Annotated in this window: 19 protein-coding genes; all 19 read left to right on the top strand. The window is 39.7% G+C overall.

Annotation, left to right across the window (positions count from 1 at the left end; translation table 11 throughout):
• The first annotated feature begins 5 nt into the window (after positions 1-5).
• Positions 6-653, top strand: coding sequence for an HAD-IA family hydrolase (locus VSQ32_15325; GenBank protein ID MEH2944195.1), 648 nt, complete (start codon positions 6-8; stop codon positions 651-653).
• A gap of 71 nt (positions 654-724) precedes the next feature.
• On the top strand, positions 725-1,825 hold the full coding sequence (locus tag VSQ32_15320; GenBank protein ID MEH2944194.1) for a DegT/DnrJ/EryC1/StrS family aminotransferase: 1,101 nt from the start codon (positions 725-727) through the stop codon (positions 1,823-1,825).
• 522 nt (positions 1,826-2,347) lie between these two features.
• Complete coding sequence (locus tag VSQ32_15315) at positions 2,348-3,571, top strand: ATP-grasp domain-containing protein (GenBank protein ID MEH2944193.1); 1,224 nt, start codon at positions 2,348-2,350, stop codon at positions 3,569-3,571.
• Positions 3,568-3,894: a GNAT family N-acetyltransferase gene (locus tag VSQ32_15310; protein ID MEH2944192.1), complete on the top strand. Its 327-nt coding sequence runs from the start codon at positions 3,568-3,570 to the stop codon at positions 3,892-3,894. The genes VSQ32_15315 and VSQ32_15310 overlap by 4 nt, the downstream gene beginning before the upstream one ends.
• A complete protein-coding gene (locus tag VSQ32_15305) occupies positions 3,848-4,024 on the top strand; it encodes a GNAT family N-acetyltransferase (GenBank protein ID MEH2944191.1) in 177 nt (58 codons plus the stop codon). Before VSQ32_15310 ends, VSQ32_15305 begins: the two co-directional genes overlap by 47 nt.
• Positions 4,025-4,041: 17 nt before the next feature.
• Positions 4,042-5,355 (top strand): AMP-binding protein, encoded by a 1,314-nt coding sequence (locus tag VSQ32_15300; protein MEH2944190.1) that lies wholly within the window; start codon positions 4,042-4,044, stop codon positions 5,353-5,355.
• 1 nt (position 5,356) lies between these two features.
• Positions 5,357-6,163 carry a formyltransferase family protein gene (locus VSQ32_15295; protein ID MEH2944189.1) on the top strand — a complete coding sequence of 269 codons (807 nt, stop codon included), beginning with the start codon at positions 5,357-5,359 and terminating at the stop codon, positions 6,161-6,163.
• Positions 6,164-6,175: 12 nt separating this feature from the next.
• On the top strand, positions 6,176-6,820 hold the full coding sequence (locus VSQ32_15290) for an RraA family protein (protein MEH2944188.1): 645 nt from the start codon (positions 6,176-6,178) through the stop codon (positions 6,818-6,820).
• A 38-nt stretch (positions 6,821-6,858) separates the two neighbouring features.
• The gene (locus VSQ32_15285; protein MEH2944187.1) at positions 6,859-8,487 is read left to right on the top strand and encodes a hypothetical protein; all 1,629 of its coding nucleotides are present in this window, start codon (positions 6,859-6,861) and stop codon (positions 8,485-8,487) included.
• Between the two features lie 4 nt (positions 8,488-8,491).
• Entirely contained in the window at positions 8,492-10,831 is a 2,340-nt protein-coding gene (locus VSQ32_15280) for a PEP/pyruvate-binding domain-containing protein (GenBank protein ID MEH2944186.1), read from the top strand.
• A 35-nt stretch (positions 10,832-10,866) separates the two neighbouring features.
• Positions 10,867-11,616 carry a class I SAM-dependent methyltransferase gene (locus VSQ32_15275; GenBank protein ID MEH2944185.1) on the top strand — a complete coding sequence of 250 codons (750 nt, stop codon included), beginning with the start codon at positions 10,867-10,869 and terminating at the stop codon, positions 11,614-11,616.
• 10 nt (positions 11,617-11,626) lie between these two features.
• Positions 11,627-12,235, top strand: coding sequence for a gamma-glutamyl-gamma-aminobutyrate hydrolase family protein (locus VSQ32_15270; GenBank protein ID MEH2944184.1), 609 nt, complete (start codon positions 11,627-11,629; stop codon positions 12,233-12,235).
• A gap of 1 nt (position 12,236) precedes the next feature.
• Positions 12,237-13,016 carry a phosphocholine cytidylyltransferase family protein gene (locus VSQ32_15265; protein MEH2944183.1) on the top strand — a complete coding sequence of 260 codons (780 nt, stop codon included), beginning with the start codon at positions 12,237-12,239 and terminating at the stop codon, positions 13,014-13,016.
• Positions 13,017-13,039: 23 nt separating this feature from the next.
• The gene (locus tag VSQ32_15260; protein ID MEH2944182.1) at positions 13,040-13,567 is read left to right on the top strand and encodes an adenylyl-sulfate kinase; all 528 of its coding nucleotides are present in this window, start codon (positions 13,040-13,042) and stop codon (positions 13,565-13,567) included.
• 158 nt (positions 13,568-13,725) lie between these two features.
• Positions 13,726-14,697: a class I SAM-dependent methyltransferase gene (locus tag VSQ32_15255; GenBank protein MEH2944181.1), complete on the top strand. Its 972-nt coding sequence runs from the start codon at positions 13,726-13,728 to the stop codon at positions 14,695-14,697.
• Between the two features lie 23 nt (positions 14,698-14,720).
• Positions 14,721-15,497: a sugar phosphate nucleotidyltransferase gene (locus VSQ32_15250; GenBank protein MEH2944180.1), complete on the top strand. Its 777-nt coding sequence runs from the start codon at positions 14,721-14,723 to the stop codon at positions 15,495-15,497.
• Positions 15,498-15,535: 38 nt separating this feature from the next.
• On the top strand, positions 15,536-17,062 hold the full coding sequence (locus tag VSQ32_15245) for a glycosyltransferase (protein MEH2944179.1): 1,527 nt from the start codon (positions 15,536-15,538) through the stop codon (positions 17,060-17,062).
• 267 nt (positions 17,063-17,329) lie between these two features.
• Entirely contained in the window at positions 17,330-18,382 is a 1,053-nt protein-coding gene (rfbG, locus tag VSQ32_15240; protein MEH2944178.1) for a CDP-glucose 4,6-dehydratase, read from the top strand.
• Between the two features lie 44 nt (positions 18,383-18,426).
• Positions 18,427-19,197, top strand: coding sequence for a glucose-1-phosphate cytidylyltransferase (rfbF, locus tag VSQ32_15235; protein MEH2944177.1), 771 nt, complete (start codon positions 18,427-18,429; stop codon positions 19,195-19,197).
• The last annotated feature ends 35 nt before the right edge of the window (positions 19,198-19,232 follow it).

The raw sequence follows: 19,232 nt of genomic DNA, 5'->3' as shown, positions 1-19,232 counted from the left end.
ATGTTATGGGGTGCTTCAGACTTGTGATATTTGATGTGGACGGCACCTTACTGAATACTTCAGAAGGGATTTTAGAATCTGTCCGTTATACAATTAAAAAATACGGCCTGGAAATGCTGGAGGAGTCAGTATTAAAGACATTTATCGGTCCTCCAATACAGGAATCCTTTCAGAGGGCTTATCATCTGGATGAAGAAACTGTAAAAAAACTGACGGAGACATTTCGCGACAGATACAAAAGTGTCGATTTGCTGAAAGCAGTACCCTATGAAGGAATTTTTGATGTTTTCAGGTATTTAAAGGAAAGTGGAACGAGAATTGCCATAGCAACTTATAAAAGGCAGGATTATGCAGAAATTATCCTGCGTCATTTTGGATTTGGAGCATACAGTGATATTATTTTCGGGGCAGATCATAACAATAAACTGAGAAAAAGCGATATTATAAAAAAGTGTCTGTCAGCGGCGCAACTGGATTCTTCAGCAGAAGCAGTTATGATTGGCGACAGCGAAAATGATGCCACAGGTGCGAAAGAGGCCGGTGTGCAGTTTATAGGTGTAACGTATGGTTTTGGTTTTCAGAATCAGTATATGGAAAAAGTTTCGGCGTTGGGAATGGCAGATGAGCCAATACAGCTGAAAAAGTATTTATAAATGGTCACGGTATCGTTGTCTGACAAAATTAATATGAAATACCGTAAAATAAGAAAAAGGAGAAATAAGAAGTGCAGGAAAATATCTTGGTAACACAGTCTTCTATGCCTCCTTATGAAGAATACATAGAAGCGATTAAGCCCCTGTGGGATACCCACTGGCTGACAAATATGGGGCAGTATCACGGGCAGTTGGAGAAAGAATTACGGGAATATCTGGATGTTCCGGAATTATCGTTAATGGTAAACGGCCATATGTCACTGGAAATGGCGATTCAAATGATGGGCTTTCCGGAAGGAGCGGAAGTAATTACAACGCCGTTTACTTTTATTTCAACAACACATGCAATTGTAAGGAATGGCTTAAAACCCATATTTTGTGACATAAAACTGTCTGATGGGACAATAGATGAGACAAAAATAGAAGATTTAATCACGGAACATACAGTGGCAATTGTACCTGTGCATGTGTACGGAAATATCTGTAACGTAGAAGCAATTCAGAGAATAGCAGACAAATATGATTTGAGAGTGATTTATGATGCAGCCCATGCTTTTGGTGTAAAGTATAAAGAAAAGGGGATTGGGTGTTATGGTGATGCGTCAATATTCAGTTTTCATGCGACAAAAGTGTATAATACCATTGAAGGAGGGGCAGTTACCTTTTCGGAACATCGCTATTACGAGAAGCTGTATAATCTCAAGAATTTTGGCATACGCAATGAAAATCTTGTGGCAGGAGTAGGAGCGAATGCAAAAATGAATGAATTCAGTGCAATTATGGGGCTGTGCAATCTGAAGCATGTTGAAGAAGTAAGAGAAAAACGAAGGCACAATTATGATTGTTATATGGAAAATCTGAAAGAAGTAAAAGGAATCCGCTTCTTTAAGAAAAATCCGGAGGCAAACAGCAGTTATGCTTATTTTCCTGTGATTATAGAAGATGAGTATAAGATGAGCCGGAATGAACTTTATGATCATTTAAGGCAGCACGGAATTTATTCCAGAAAGTATTTTTATCCCCTGACCTCAGACCAGGCATGTTATAAAAATAAATATAAAAAACTTGATTTAAGAAATGCAAGAAATTTGGCCGAGAAGATATTGGTACTTCCGTTATATGAAAATTTGGAAAAAGAAGGGATAAAAAAGATTATCAGTTTATGTATATAAATATTATCAGAGCATTTTAAATGGATATACAGGCAGCAAACCAATGGCATTCTCTCAATATTTATGAAGAAGAGAGGAAGGAGTGAGTGAGCGTGAATAGCTTTTGTTCTATAACCGAATTGAAAGAAAAAGGCATTAAATTATGAGGGGAGAGGTAAAAACGTATTAATCAGTAAAAAGGCGAGTATATATGGAACAAAAAACATTTCAATCAGTAGTAATATAGGAATTGATGATTTTTGAATTCTGAGTGGGAAAATTATAGTAGTGAAAATTTTAGAAATACTTCCCCGGAATAAGGCGAAATTGGAAACAATGATTTTTAACCAGGATGAAAAAATGGTTGTTTCCGGATATGTTTTGGTAAAACTACCAAATTGAGTTTACATTTTCAGGAGAAACAACCCTTCGGAAACGCTGAAATTGTGTTCCATATGCATTTTATTTGAATAAAAAATTCAGGAAGGAGAACGTACTGATAATTTAGATTCAGGATTGTATATCAGTACGTGAGTGGTTGTTTTGGGAAAAAAAATTGTGGTATTACCAGGCAGTGAATGGCAGATACCCATAATAAAAAAAAGTAAGGCAAAGGGATATAAGACATTTGTGATTAATCCATATGAAGAATCTCCGGCATTCAAATATGCAGATGGATATTTACAAAGTGATATTTTTGATGTTGAGAGAGTGGTAAAATATTGTGAAGATATAAAAGCTGATGCTGTTATTTCAGAGGAATGCGATATTGCGATGCCTTTGTTGGCAGAATTGGGAGAACGTTTATGTTTGCCGGCACTGGACAGAGAAAGCGCACGTCTTTTTACAGATAAATACGAAATGCGGGAGTTTTCCAGAAGAAATGGATTACATGTACCGGAATACAGGATGTGCAGGACCCTGGAAGAAACAGTTGATTTTTTTGAATTTATTAATTCAAAAATTATTATAAAACCATTGGACAGTAATAGCAGCAGAGGTGTTTTTACAATTGAAAGTACGGAAGATATCCGAAGGCATTTTGAAGAAACATTATCTTTCAGTAAAGTACGGAATGCCATACTGGCGGAACAATATATAGAAGGTACGGAGTTTACTGTTGACGGGATCAAAACTCCGGACAGGCACTGCACGCTGGCTATTTCTCAAAAGAAACACTATGCGTACAATTCCAATATTGCCTGTGAGCTTTATTTTACTCATGACAGCGAACTGTATGATTATCAGGAATTAACAGTGGAGAATGATTTATTTGTAAATAAATCGTCCTTACAGTTTGGCTTAACACATGCAGAGTATAAATTCCAGAATGGCAGATATTATTTGATTGAGATTGCGGCCAGAGGAGGGGGAAACTTAATATCTTCCCATATTGTTCCTTTTATGTCCGGGGTGGATAATTATGATTATTTGCTCGAATGTGCTCTTGGTAATATCACAAGTCCGGAGTTTGAAGTAAATAAAAATCTGAGGGAGCGCTGTGCGGTATTAAGATTTTTTGATCCTCCTGCTGAAAGAGGTATTGTTGAAAAGATAGATGGATTGGATATTTTGAGAAACAATCCTGATATCCTTGCGTATGGATTTAATATTAAGGCAGGCACTTATATAGAGAATGCTCAAAATGATGCTGAGAGAGCCGGATTCTATATTGCGGGCTGTGAGAAAAAAAGTGAGTTGGATCAGTTGATAAAAGATATAGATAATAATGTGAAAATTGTATGTCGGCAGGAGATAAAGATATGATTTTTTCTACAGAAAATGAAAAGGATATAATTGAAAATATTTTATTTGAATGTCGAAATGACTTGTACAACAAAAACATTTCAGATGAAAAATTAAGAGAACTAAGTGAAAAATTTGCATCAAAAGCAGAATTTATGGTTATAAGAGATGAAAATTCCGGTATGGATAATATGGGGTATGCCTCAGTTTATGCAAATGATATAACTGACAGAATTGCCTGGCTGTCGATAATAGTGGTACGGAAAAAATACAGAGGGGGGGGGGTACGGGAATTACCTGCTCAAATCGACAATAAAGACTGCCAGGAAGAATGGAATGCATAAAATAAGACTGGAGGTTGCTAAAACAAATCTGATTGCTTATGAAATGTATACAAAATCTGGATTTGAAAAAATTGGAGATAATGATTCCAATATATTAATGGAATTGAAAATCAGAGATGACTGTTTGTAAAAGGAGAGATATACATCATGACAGAAAGAGAATTAAAATATACAGCTTTTGTGAAAGATGATATTGAGAATAATAAAGGGCGTCTGGTAAATTGCTGTGATGAAATTGATTATATACTTGGACATCCGGAATGTACGGAGATATTTCAAAAACATTATTTAAATGAGATTCTTAACTTTGCAACTATGTTTTCAGACTATTACAAAAAGTATAAAGGATATCAGACGTTACAGGACTTCCCTGTTGTTGATAAATCTCACTTAAAAGAGCACTGGGATGAAATTGCAGTAAAAGAATATGAAAACCTGGAAGATAACTGCTGTAAATATACAAGCGGTTCTACAGGTACGCCTTTTAAAATGGTTATGGACAGATATAAACATTGCAGATGGATAGCCGGAAATAAAGTATTTCGCGCTAATGTGGGCGTTCCATCGCATACAAAAACACTCTTTATCAGTGAGACAGTAGCTGATAAAAATATACCTGTGGAACGGCAAATCAGAGATAATGTTTATTATTTGGATAGTAAACATCATGATGAAAAAGCATTTTCCAGTCTTCTGGAATATTTGGAAAAAGAAAAATTTGAAACACTCACATGTATGGCTTCCTATTTGGATCATCTTTCGCGTTTTATTATAAATGGGAAAGCAGCGGGGAGAAAATGCCGGTTAAAAGGGATATTTTCGGTTTCCGAGACATTGAAAGAAACTGCCAGAAAGACGATTTCAGAATATTTTGGCTGCCCGGTGTATGTCCTTTACGCTAATGAGGAAAATGGCGTACTGGCTGTAGAAGATGGAAGCGGTCTTGGCAGCAGGGCAAATACGGCAGATTTTTACTTTGAAATATTGAAAATGGACAGCAATGAGCCGGCAGAAGAGGGAGAAGTTGGGAGACTGGTGCTTACTGACTTTTTTAATAAAGCATTTCCTGTAATAAGATATGAGAACGGTGATTTGGTGACGAAAAAGACTATGGCAGACGGAAAAGTATATATAACAGAAATACATGGAAGAAAGACAGATGCCCTTTACACTACGGATGGACAAATGATAAATTATTTTAACAGTATTTCATTTTTAGAGCCCTTTATGGATATCAGACAATTTCAGCTTGTTCAGGAGGATTATCATAATTTTACATGGATATTGAATACGACAAATCATACTTATGAAGATATGATTGTGAAAGAATGTAAAGAACTTTTCGGCGGAGACAGTAACTGGAAATTTGAATATGTAGATGATATTCCAAAGCTCAGAAGCGGAAAGACTCGGATGACCGTCTGTAAAATACCTGAGAAATGCAGGAATCAGGGAAAGTAAAATGAAAAAGGTAATTTATTTTGGATATTCTGAGAAGATGATAAAATATCTTCTGGAATGTGAATTCCTGGATTTGACAGGTGCTGTTGGTGTAACAGGAAGGTTGACAGAGAAATATTACGAATTGGTAAAGAATAAAAATCTGAAATATTATGAAATAAGTAAAAAACAGGAATTAAGCAGTATTACAGATAATGTTTCTGCCATGGAAATTGATTTTATCATAATGTACAAATTTGAATTTATTATTCCGGAAAGTATGGCTCAGAAGTATGCTATCTATAATTTTCACGGAGGAAATTTACGCTTTAACAGAGGGGCGCATGCTGTTGTAAGAACTATACTTAACAGAGATACTGAAACCTGTTTGTCTTTATATAAACTGACAGGAGGAATAGATGAAGGTTTGCTTATTGGTGAATATGAAGTTTTGGTAGACCAGGAGGATGATGTGCCTTCATTAAATGCAAAACTGACAGAAGGTATTCCATATTTGTTAAAACGCCTGGAATTGTTTCTGAATGGGAAACTGGAGGGAGAACTGATTCTCGCCGGGAAATATTGGCCTAAAATTTCTGAAAAAGATATTATAATTGATTTGAATTTTGATACTTTTGATGTAATCCGCGGAAAGATTTTGTCCCAGCGGGAATTTTATGGAGCAATTTGTGAAATTAATGGCAGAAAGCTCAGAGTAAAAAGGTATTCTTTTGAAAATAAAAAATCAGATGAAAAGACGATGATAACAGATAATGATACTGTTATTTTAACAGATGCCAGCGGTACAATGATATTACATTGTGAATAGCAGGAGGAGGATATGGATATAAAACAAAAGATTATTGACTATATAGAACAAAATCGTGTTTCAACAACAGAGGTGGCAGACTGTCTGGGAAAAACCGGAGCGTTATGTGAAGTCCAGGCACTGAATGCCAGACATTTTGCTGTAGGAGAAATAGAATATCTGTATGCTGTTCAGGAATCGAACTGGACAGTGCATGAAGATTTACATAATAAACCCGTTGCCGGAAAGATAGTTCTGATAGATGCGATAGACGTACATGAACGGGCAATTATTGGTGATATTGTATCAAAATATATTTTACTGTATTTAAGAAACAGGGCAATTGTCTGTACAGGAAAAATGAGGGATGCCCATACGCTGATCAAAGAGAATTATCCTGTCTGGTGTCAGGGAGTATCTCCTGTGGGTTGTTTTAACAAACCTGTAGATAAAACAGAATACAGGGAAATAATCAGTAACAGGAGAAATGTATATCAGGGGGCAGTGGCAGTGTGCGATGACTCAGGAGTAGTAATTATACCCAAAGAAGAAATAAATGAAACATTTCTTCAAAAGTTAATCCAAATTGAGGAACAGGAAGATATCTGGTATGACTGCATAGACCGGAGAAAGTGGTCTACCTTTGAGACGATTTGCCTGAAAAATTATTTGAAATAGTGCGTAAGTTAAAGTTGATTATAAGGAGTAGTGAAGAAATGTGGCATAAAAGTATAACAGATACGATTAATCAGGCGAAAGAACGGGAAATGTGTTTGTATGGGGCTGGTTTTTGGGGTGAAATTGCGTATCGGATATTTACAAAAATGGGATGTAATCCGGTGTGTTTCTGTGATGATGCACCGGAGAAGTGCAGACAGAAATATCAGGATTTACCGGTTTATTCTCTGGAAGAAGCAGTAGAGAGATATCCGAATGCTGTATATCTGGTTTGTATTGATGTGGAGAAGAGAGTTGGCACATGGAACAGAGACGGATTTACCAATATGATCAGAAATCTTAAAAAATATGGAGTATATGACAGCAATTCAGAGTTGCGGATTCCTCTGTATCTTTATTTGCTTGACCTGGCGAATGTGAATGATATGGACATTGTTGAGAATCGGGAAGAATTAATTTGTGCAGAAGAAATACAGAATGTGGTTATTTTTAATCACATGTCAAATTCAGGCAGTTTTTATCTGGAACAGCTTTTAGACGGTCATCCGGATATTTTAACATTGCCATACAGTACCCATGTATTTGGACTCGTTTACGAACACAGGTTGAAATATCTGGAAGGTACAGAATTACTGATTGAAATGGGAGCACAGATGTTTGGATATTTTCATTCAGCATACGGCCATTTGAGTTGTGTGAAAAATAATAAATTTGCATTAATTATGGACGAAAAAGGCCAGTTTATGGATGATGTTCTGATACATCCGGACGATTTTATGCGTCAGCTTCGGATACAGTTTGCAGGACGGAAGATATCACTTACTTCTTTTGGAGATATGATGAAAATTTATGCGGCAGCATATAATAATTGTCTGGGAAGAAAGAAAAGAGACACTTCTTATTGGCTTTTTTATCATATGCATAAAACAAATTATGATGTGGCTGATACATATGAATATTTTCATAAGGATGAGTTTTCCAGGATAGAAAATCTGATCATTATCCGGGAACCCGTGCAGCAATGTTATTCTTATGTTCGCAGGATGATTATAAAAGGGAAAGATAATATTATTCTCACAAAGGATGCAGATTTTATTCATACCATAAAATGTGAGATGGGTTTGAATCTGGAAAAGCGTAAAGGTATTGACTGCGTAAAGGTAATTCGTTTTGAGGATTTAAAATTCCGTTCGGAAGAAACAATGAGAAGTCTGTGTGATTGGATGAAAATTCCATACAGTGATATTCTGTCGTCTACCACAACAAACGGATATGAAGTTTATTTTCCGGTGTTTACAGCGGATGGTGTGAAATATATTACAGGCAATGATACAACAACAGTTGGAGAAAAGAATTTTTCAGAGGCACTGACAGTATGGGATGAAGCAAGGCTTAATATGATTTATTCTAAATTTAAAAAGGCCTACGGATATGAAAATGATGTACCGGAGTTTACAGAATTTGATGAAGCAGCTCTGGAGCAGATATTGCAGAAAGATTTTAAATTTGCCTCAATTGCTCAGGAGGTTCTTGATGAATATGGAAGACCGGAAGATAAATATGATATAAACGAGTTTATAAAGAAGATGTATGCAGAATATATGCGTGGATACAAAGAAGAAACAGAATACTATGATTATATCAGACCGGTTGCAGACGAGGGATAAGTCAATGTTGGAGTTAGGAACAAAAGCTGAAACATTACAGAGAATATATGGAAAACTTTCCAGGGCACAGGTTCTGCCTCAGCTTTCTTTTACAGTGAAAGAATGGAATGAGAAAAGACAGGAAACACTGTGGGAGAAAATTATAGAAGAATTTTCAGTAAGTCCTCTGATCGTCAGAAGTTCTGCCTTAAATGAAGACACGGCTTCAGAGTCTCAGGCCGGAAAATTTGAATCAGTGGGAAATGTAACATGCTATGAGAATTTTGTACAGGCTGTAAACAGAGTGATTGCTTCTTTTGATGATGATAATGGAGGTAACCAGATTCTGGTTCAGCCCATGCTGCAAAATGTGAAATATTGTGGGGTTGCATTTACAGCTGAGCCAAGTACACTTGGAAATTATTATGTGATTAACTATGATGAGACAGGTTCCACATCAGCTGTCACATCAGGCAGTGGAAAAGAGAGTAAATTACTTTACAGGTTCAAAAAGGAAGCAACGGGAGCGGAAAAAGGATTTCCTGCAAATTTATATATCACATTGGAAGAACTGGAAAATTTGTTTGGGCAAAATAATCTGGATGTGGAATTTGCGGTAACAGAAGAAGATATATTGTATATTTTTCAGGTAAGATCACTATGCTTAAACGGAGCGACGGCGGATTGTGAAAGACAGGAAAAAGAACTTGCCAGGATTGAAAGAAAAATTAAAATGGAGCAGTCTCCCCGACCCTTTTTATGTGGAAAAAAGACAGTCTATGGCGTCATGCCGGACTGGAACCCTGCTGAAATGATAGGAATACGTCCAAAGCCCCTGGCAATGTCATTATACCGTGAAATTATTACCGACAATATATGGGCGTATCAGAGAGATAATTATGGATACAGAAATCTCAGGAGCTTTCCACTTATGGTTGATTTCTGTGGGTTGCCCTATATTGATGTTCGGGTCAGTTTTAATTCTTTTATTCCGGCAGAACTGGATGAAATGATAAGTGAAAAACTGGTAAATTATTATCTGGAGCGACTGGAAAAAGAACCGTCGAAACATGATAAAGTTGAATTTGATATTGTATTTTCCTGCTATACACTGGATTTGCCGGAACGCATCCGGATATTGGCAGAGTATGGTTTCACATCAGAGGAAACGGAAGCAGTTATAACTTCTCTGAGGAACATTACTAATCGGATTATTAACCATGAAACAGGGCTCTGGCGGAAAGATTATGAAAAAATCAGAGTTCTGGAAAAGCGCTATGAAGAAGTAATGTCCAGTGATCTGGGAGATTTGGAGAAAATATACTGGTTACTGGAAGACTGCAAGCGATATGGAACACTGCCTTTCGCAGGACTGGCAAGAGCGGCGTTTATTGCAGTGCAGCTTTTGCAGTCACTGGTAAATAGAAAGATTATTTCAGAGAAAGATTATGAACTTTTTATGGCAGGGGTTGAAACGGTCAGCTCTAATATGAACAGAGATTTTAAAGAACTGTCCAGACATAGTTTTCTTAAAAAATATGGACATCTTCGACCAGGAACATATGATATTACTTCTCCCCGCTATGATGAGGCTCCGGAACTTTATTTTGACTGGAATAAGGAGGACAGTGAAGAGAAGGTATCTTCCGGGGAGGTATTTCGCCTTTCTCTGAAGCAGATGCAGGGTCTCACCGATGCACTGACTGAGAATGGCCTGAACAATAACATTCTGGAACTTATGGATTTTATAAAAAGAGTAATAGAGGGAAGGGAGTATGGAAAATTTGTTTTTACCAGGAACCTGAGTAAAGCGATACAGATACTGGGAAAAATCGGAGAAAAGTATGGTATTTCCAGGGAAGAATGCGCCTATATGAACATACAGGCAGTCAGAGAACTGTATATGTCCACAAAGGACACGGAAATGAATTTAAAGAGAGCCGCAAAAAAAGGCAGGGAAGAATATGAGCTGACAAAATCTGTGACGCTGCCGCCTCTTATCCTGAACGCAGAGGATGTCTGGTCTTTTTATTATCCGGATACAGAGCCTAATTATATTACGCTGGGATGTGTGGCTGGTGAGACGTTGGTGCTGGAAGGCTCTGTTGACAGTAAAGAAATAAAGGACAAAATAGTATTCATTCAGAGCGCTGATCCGGGCTATGACTGGATTTTTGCACATGGAATCAGAGGGTTTATCACAAAGTATGGAGGGGCAAATTCCCATATGGCTATAAGGGCTGGAGAACTGGGGATTCCAGCGGTGGTAGGCGTTGGTACGAAGCGTTTTGAACAGTACAGAAAGGCTGAAATACTGGAAATCAATGCATTGGCGAAAAATGTCAGGATTTTAAGAAACAGATAGTAATTGCTTATTTATAATTTGAAAGGAGAATCAGAATGAAAACAGAATGGGATTATACAGAATTGGCAGCAGCATATTTGAAAAGGCCGGATTACGCACAGACAGCTATTGATAAAATGTTACAGACAGCAGGAGTGCGGAAAGGTGATCTGGTTTGTGATGTTGGAGCCGGAGCAGCTCATCTGACCATAAAACTGGCAGAATATGGCCTGGAAGTATTTGCTGTGGAGCCAAATGACGCCATGCGGGCAAACGGAATAGAGAGAACGAAAAAATTTGAGAATGTCAGATGGTTTGAAGGCGTTGGAGAACATACCGGTATGGAAACCGGAAAATTTGATATGGTGACGTTTGGATCTTCCTTTAATGTGTGTGACAGGCAGAAAGCACTGGTGGAGGCAAAAAGAATTTTAAAGGATAATGGATGGTTTGCCTGTATGTGGAATCACAGGGATTTGAATGACCCGTTGCAAAAGGAAATTGAGGCTGTATTAATGCAGGAGATTGAAAATTACGGTTATGGGACCAGAAGAGAAGATCAGACGGGGGTGATTAATGAGAGCGGAAACTTCCGGGAAGTGGTTTTTGTGGAAGGAACCGTTATACATGAAGTTCTGTCAGAAGATTTTATTGAAGGCTGGAAATCCCATGGGACAGTTCAGAGGCAGTCAAAAGAAAAATTTCAGTATATCAATGAGAGAATAAGAGAAGTGGTAGAAGGGAAAGGGCAGGAATATATTAAAATTCCTTATACTACCAGGATATGGATGGCGCAGGTAAAGTGAGGAAACTGTAATGAAAATCGTTTTATATACGCAGCGGGTAGAGGTCGTGGAAAGTTATGGAGAACGGAGAGACTGTGCAGATCAGTGCATTCCTGTTTTTCTGGAAAAGTGCGGATTTCTTCCGATTCCGCTGCCAAATGTTTTATCAGTAGCAGAAGAAATGATGTATCAGTTGAAGCCTGCCGGTCTTGTTCTGACCGGTGGGAACAGCCTGGTGAGGTATGGCGGACAGGCGCCTGAACGTGATGAGACAGAGAAAAAATTACTGGACATTGCATTGAAAGGGAACGTACCTGTTTTTGGTTTTTGCCGTGGAATGCAGGTGATTCTGGATTATTATGACTGTAGACTTGAGGAAATCAGTGGGCATGTGGCAGTTCGCCATAAGGTTCAGGGCAGTCTGGGGGAATTTACCGTAAACAGTTATCATAATCAGGCATGTTTTCAGGTGAAGCGTCCTCTGGAAGTTCTGGCAATTTCAGAAGATGGAGTGATTGAGGCAGTTACGGACCGGGAAAAAGGCATTCTGGCGGTTATGTGGCATCCTGAAAGAGAGTCAGAATTTTGTATGGAGGATATAAGACGATTACAGGATTTATTTGAAAAAGAGAGGAAATGAGATGAAAGTAATTATACTGGCAGCGGGGCAGGGAAGCAGGCTGCGTCCGTTGACGGAGCATTGTCCGAAATGTATGGTTGAGGTAAATGGAAGAAGCATTATAGAGCGGCAGCTTGATACCATGTACTCTTGTGGTATGAAAGAAGAAGATATTACGATTGTTGCTGGCTATAGAAGTGATGTGTTAAGAGAAAAGCTGCAGAAAACAGGCATTCATTTTATAATTAATGAAGAATTTGAAACAACGAATATGGTATGCTCTCTCATGTGTGCAAAGGATCTGATGGAACGGGAGGATGATATTCTTATTTCGTATGGAGATATCATATACAGCGAAAAAGTCCTGAGGAAAATTCTGGAAACATCTGATGATATGTCGGTGATTGTGGATGATGGCTGGTATGAATACTGGTCAGAAAGATGTGATAATCCACTGGATGATGCGGAGTCTCTCATGTTTGATGAGAATGATTATCTTACAGAAATCGGCCAGAGGACATCAGAACTGAAACATGTACAGTCTCAGTACATTGGCCTGATGCGATTCAGGGGACAGGGGTTAAAGAATGTACTTAATCTTGCAGCAGAGGCCAGAAGACGATCAGAAGCCGGAGAACAGCTTTGGAGAACAGAACGGAATTATGATAAGATGTATATGACAGATTTGCTGCAGGGCCTTGTTGATGAGAATTATAAACTGAAAGCGGTACATATTCAGCGTGGCTGGTTTGAAATTGATGACTGTGATGATTTAAAGATTGTGGAGAAAAAGATAAAATAGTATCAGGCAGGAAAGGGCAGGAAATGGCAGCAGTTTATTGGATTACAGGACTTTCAGGAGCAGGGAAAACCACTATTGGCAGGATATTTTATGAAAAATTAAAAACGAAGTATTCCGGTACAGTATTTCTGGATGGGGATATTATGAGGGAGATTTTTGGGAATGATCTTGGATATTCGGAAGCAGATCGAAGAAAATGTGCCATGCGATATTCACGTTTATGCCATATGTTACAGAGTCAGGGATTAAATGTAATTTGCTGTACAATTTCCATGTTTGACAGTGTACGGGAATGGAATCGGGAAAATATCGAAAATTATCATGAGATTTATGTAAAGGTTACCATGCAGACGCTGAAAAAACGTGACCAGAAAGGACTGTACAGTGCATATGAATCCGGAGAGGAAAAGGAGCTGGCAGGTTTTCAGGTAGGACTGGAAGAACCCAAATGTCCGGATTTGACAATTCAGAATGACGGGAATATATCTCCGGAGAAACAGGCAGAAAAGATAATGAGTTTTTTTGAAAAATCAGGTAAGGAAGGTATGTAATTGTGGGAAACAGAATTTGTCCTGTATGCGGCGGGAATCATACAGAGGTGATCAGGAAAATTGAAATGAGAGTTCCGGAAAATTATCGTCTGCCGGATTCCTATAATGTGGTGGTATGTGATAACTGTGGATTTGTTTATGCAGATACAGCGGCGTCTATGGAAGATCTGGACTGGTATTACAGTAATTTTAATTTTTATGGTGATGACAGCAAAGATGATAACAGTCTTCGTTTTGAAATGGTGGAAGAGTTTTTATTGAAATATATTACAAAAGAGTCTGTGATGTTGGAGATAGGGGCAGGAAACGGACGATTTGAAGTGGCATTAAAGCAGCATGGGTATTCAAATATTACGGGAGCAGATCCCTCTGAGGAAAGTGTGAGGCGTTTACGAGAAACGGGAATTGAGGCGTATGTTGCAAGTATTTACTCTGAAGTTGCACCGGAAGAAACAGAAAAGTATGATTGTATTTTCCTGTTTGAGGTGGCAGAGCATTTGCTGATTCCAGGAAAAGGGATGGATAATGTTGCAAAGATGTTGAAAAAAAATGGTGTATTCATGATAAGTGTTCCTGATTATTCAGAAATCGAAGATGATATGTCCAGTATTCCCAACCATTTTAATCTGGAGCATATTAATTATTTTTCAGCAAAATCGCTGGATTATCTGATGGCCCTGCATGGTATGGAACGAATTGCACAGAAACATGATGCGATAGATTTGATACAGGTTTACCGTAAGGCAGATCAGACAGTATTGCCTGAGAAGGATACTGCTACAAAAAATGCGGTTTGTTCTTATTTTCGACGCCAGGAGGAGCGTGCAGAACGGATAAAATCGGTTATAGAAACGTTAAAAAAAGAAAAAACAGAACTGGTGATCTGGGGAACAGGTTCTTATGTGATGAGTTTGCTGGCGACTACAAATTTATCACAATGTAATATAAAAGGATTTGTAGATAATAATAAAATTAAACAGGGAATGGAAATATATGGATATACAGTATATTCACCTGAATATTTGAAGGATCAGCATTGTACAGTTTTAATCTGTTCTATGTTGTATGGAGAAAGGATCAGAGAACAGCTGGAAGAAATGCATACGGAGAATGAGGTTGTTCTTTTGTAGACGGAAGCAATAGAGGTAAGCAGATGAAAGTAATTATACTGGCAGGCGGCCTGCCAAGCACATTGATAGAAGAAGACGAAAAGATGCCAAAACCAATGGCGGAGATTGGCGGCAGACCGATTTTATGGCATATCATGAAACAGTATGCTTATTATGGATACAACGATTTTATTATCTGTACCGGATATAAAGGCGAGGCAATCAAAGAATATTTTATGAATTTTTATATTTATCAGTCTGATATTACGGTAGATTTGCAGACAAATGATGTGGAAATACACCGGAAGCAGACAGAAGACTGGAAGGTGTCTGTAATTGATACCGGGCGCAGTTCTTCCGTGGCAGACCGGCTGTATATGGCAGGAGAATACAGCGGAAGTGAAACTGTGCTGGTGACTTATGGAGATTGTCTGTCTGACATTGATATCCGGAAAATGACAGAGCAGCACAAAGCTCATGGAGATATCGCTACTTTTGCGGTTGCCCATCCCACAGGAAGAAATGAGATACTGGCTTTAAGTGAGAACGGCAAATACCAGGGTATTATGGACAGAGCTTCTGCCGGTGAGGCTTGGGTAAATGCCTGCAGTATGGTACTGGAGCCTGAGGCAATTCCGTATTTTGCGCCTGATTCTCCCACCAGAGCGGCTACACTGATGGAGTGCCTGGCGCAGGAAAAGGCAGTACAGACATACCGGCATGAGGGGTTCTGGTCGCCGGTAGAAACAATCCGGGATAAAACGTGGCTTGACAACCTTTGGGCAGCAGGAAAAGCGCCCTGGAAAGTATGGGAGGATTAGTTCATAGGAAACAGGGAAACCTTTAACGGGAGTTTGGAATGGAAAGAAAAAATATTTTATTAATAAAAACAGCATCGCGTTATGCTTCTTCAGAACGATATATTGAAGAATGGGCATTGGCCATGCGGAAACTGGGGTGTAATACCTGTACTCTGGATGGATGGTCTCTGGCGCAGCCCATGTTATATAATCATGTACTTGCGAAATATAAATTTGATATGGTTCTGGATTTGAACGGTGTATGCTGTGACTGGGGAATTACGAGAAATCTTTCAACGGAAAGCATATACGGTATTTATCTGTGTGATCCGCCTGTTGGAGTTGGGGCCCATCTGAATCAGGCAGATGACAGGACAATTGTGTTTGGATGTGACAGAAACTTCTGTGATTACATAGATAAATTTTTTCCAATGGTTAAACACACATCGTTTATTCCGTTGTCAGGAAGCGCACGTCCGGAATATATACCGTATGAAAAGCGGACTCTGGATATTATATTTACCGGAACCTGGCAGGATCCGGAGCAAATAAAGAAAGAATTATCAGAACGGTTTGGACAGGGCGGTGTACTGTTAAAATTTTTGGAAGACATGCTGGAAGATATTATTGTAAATTCACAGTATACGCTGGAGGAATGTCTGTCCAGAACATTGAAGAAGTATAATCAGGAAGTAAGTGATGCAGATTTTCATGAACTGATGGGTGAATTTTTTAAAGTTGATTTTTATGCCCGTTTTTATTATCGGGACAAAGTAATCCGTGCATTATTGGGTGACGGCCTGACCATTCATGTGTTTGGACAGGGGTGGGAGAATTTTTATTCGGAACATATGGAAAATCTTGTGATTCATGAAGGCGGTGCTTATGCAGCAGAAAAAGCGCTGGCAGACGCCAGAATTGCTCTGAATATTATGCCCTGGTTTAAGGATGCTTTTCAGGAGAGAATCGCAGCGGCCATGTTGAGTAAAGCTGTTGCGGTTACAGATGAAAGTAAGTATACTGTGGAGAATTTTAGGGATAATGAAGAGCTGATTATTTTTTCATTAAAAGATGTTGAATCCCTGTCCGGACGTCTGAAATATCTGCTGTCACATCAGGAGGAAGCAGCTGAAATTGCAGAGAATGGTTATAAGAAAGTTCAGAATCATACCTGGTATAACCGTGCTTACGACATGCTGAGGAAGATGGAAGAAGAGTTTGGCATTTCTCTGCTTCAGGAAGGGGAAGGAAAGCGTCTGGAATTTGATCTGGAATATCCGGAAGCACAGTCAGTCAGACTTGACGCAGTGTATGAATTATACAAAATGGCAGACCTGGCTGATCATGATGTGGGAAAAATTGAAAGACTGACAGAAGGAGATATGAATTTTCTGGCAGGAAAGTTTGAAGTTTTTAACCGTCAGTTTGGAAGTCGTCTGGAAGGCATGGATTTGAGTGATGTTGTGCGAAACCATATGTCTGATTCAGACCAGGGGAATTTGAAGGAAGCCGTAGAATTATTTTCCATGCAATGTAAGGCTCTTGCGGGAAAGCTGTTGTTGGAAGAAAAGGGGCTGAGGATATAAACGAACAGACTATGGTTTGATTCAGTCAGCAGTCCATTGAATTTATGCAGCTCAGTTGTAATTTCGCCAAAAATCCGTTATACTATGGTCAGTTGACAGTATAGCGGATTTATTGTTTGGAGTGGCTTATGGCAGGAACCATCCATAATCTGTTTCATTCGCCATATATGTTATGCAGGAATGAAATATTTACGATAATATATACGGAATGATTCTTATTACCGCTTACATACCAGATATTGCGAAGTGTTCGTGGAGGAATAAAACATGTCTGATTTTTATAAAAACAAAACCATACTGCTCACCGGCCATACGGGCTTTAAAGGCGCCTGGCTCAGCCTTATGCTGCAGATGACAGGGGCCAGGGTAATTGGTTATGCATTAAAGCCGCCGGCAGAAGAGAACCTGTTTCAGCTCTCCGGCGCAGGAGAGGGAATGACAGATCTGGAAGGCGATATCAGAGATTATCAGAACCTGAAATCTGTATTCGACAAATATCAGCCGGAACTGGTTATCCATATGGCAGCCCAGCCCATTGTGCGGGAAAGTTACGAGAATCCCGTCTACACTTACGAGACCAATGTGATGGGAACGGTACACCTTCTGGAGTGCGTGCGGAATACGGAAAGCGTAAGTTCCGTACTAAATGTAACCACGGATAAGGTGTATGAAAATCGGGAATGGATTTGGGGATACCGGGAGACAGACCCGCTGGATGGTTACGACCCTTATTCCAACAGCAAGTCCTGTTCTGAGCTGGTTACCCACAGCTATAAGAAATCTTTTTTTGACAGCAGGAATATTGCGGTATCCACGGCCAGAGCCGGAAATGTTATCGGAGGCGGGGATTTTGCAAAAGACAGGATTATCCCTGACTGTGTCCGGGCAGCGCTGGCAAAAGAGGAAATTATTCTGAGAAATCCTTATTCCATACGCCCGTTTCAGCATGTACTGGAACCTCTGACTGCCTATCTGGCCATTGTGGAGCAGCAGGCCGAAGAGGCCCATAAGCAGGGCTATTATAACGTGGGCCCTGATGAGGAAGACTGCATTACCGTAGGGGAACTGACAGATCTGTTCTGTCAGTCCTGGGGAGAAGGACTGAGCTGGAAAAATCTCTGTGAAGAGGGTCCCCACGAAGCCTCCTTCCTGAAGCTGGACTGTTCCCTGATTAAAGCCCGGATTGGCTGGAAGCCCGCCTGGAAGATTAGAACTGCAGTGGAAAAAACCGTGGAATGGACCAAAGTATATCGGGAACGGGGAGATATCCGTTCCTGTATGGAGTGCCAGATTAAGGAGTTTTTGGGGAAGAAGCAGTAAGTGTAACATCAGATAAAAGAATTCACAATGAAAGAGCGGCAGATATGAAAGTAGTTATTTTAGCAGGCGGAAAAGGAACGAGAATCAGCGAGGAATCCAGGCTTCGTCCCAAGCCCATGGTGGAAATCGGAGGCAGGCCCATATTATGGCATATTATGAGGCAGTATGCGGCTTTCGGATTTCAGGAATTTATTATATGCTGCGGTTACAAAGGGCATATGATAAAAGAATATTTTGTCAATTATTATCAGAACAACAGCCAGCTGAAAATCAGCCTGAAGAACCAGAAAGTCCAGGTGCTGGACAAAAACAGCGAGCCCTGGAAGGTGACGCTGGTGGACACAGGGCTTGAGACACTCACAGCGGGAAGAATTCTGCGGGCCCGTGATTACATAGGCGAGGAGCCTTTTATGCTGACTTACGGGGACGGTGTTTCCGATGTGGATATCCATCGTCTTCTGGAATTTCACAGAGAGCAGAAAAAATCAGTGACGATTTCCACCACTCAGCCGGAAGGCAGGTTTGGAGCGCTGCAGCTGGATGCCGCGGGCAATCAGGTGCTGGGTTTTCAGGAAAAAGCCCGTTCTGACCAGGCCTGGGTCAACATTGGATTTATGGTTATGGAGCCTTCCGTATATGAATATCTGGGAGACGGAAGTACCATGCTGGAGCGGGAGCCTTTCGAGAGGCTGGCAGCAGACCGCCAGATGGCGGCGTATAAACATCCGGGCTTCTGGTCCCCCATGGACAATATCCACGACCGGGAATATCTGGAAAAGCTCTGGAACAGCGGGAAAGCCCCCTGGAAGGTATAAAGGTCAGGCCGGGGATTTGAAGCTATCATTTGGAG

Source organism: Lachnospiraceae bacterium JLR.KK002, assembly GCA_036941025.1.
Taxonomy (GTDB): domain Bacteria; phylum Bacillota; class Clostridia; order Lachnospirales; family Lachnospiraceae; genus Petralouisia.
The sequence above is the reverse complement of the archived record's forward strand: the minus strand, read 5'-3'. Positions and strand labels throughout refer to the sequence as shown.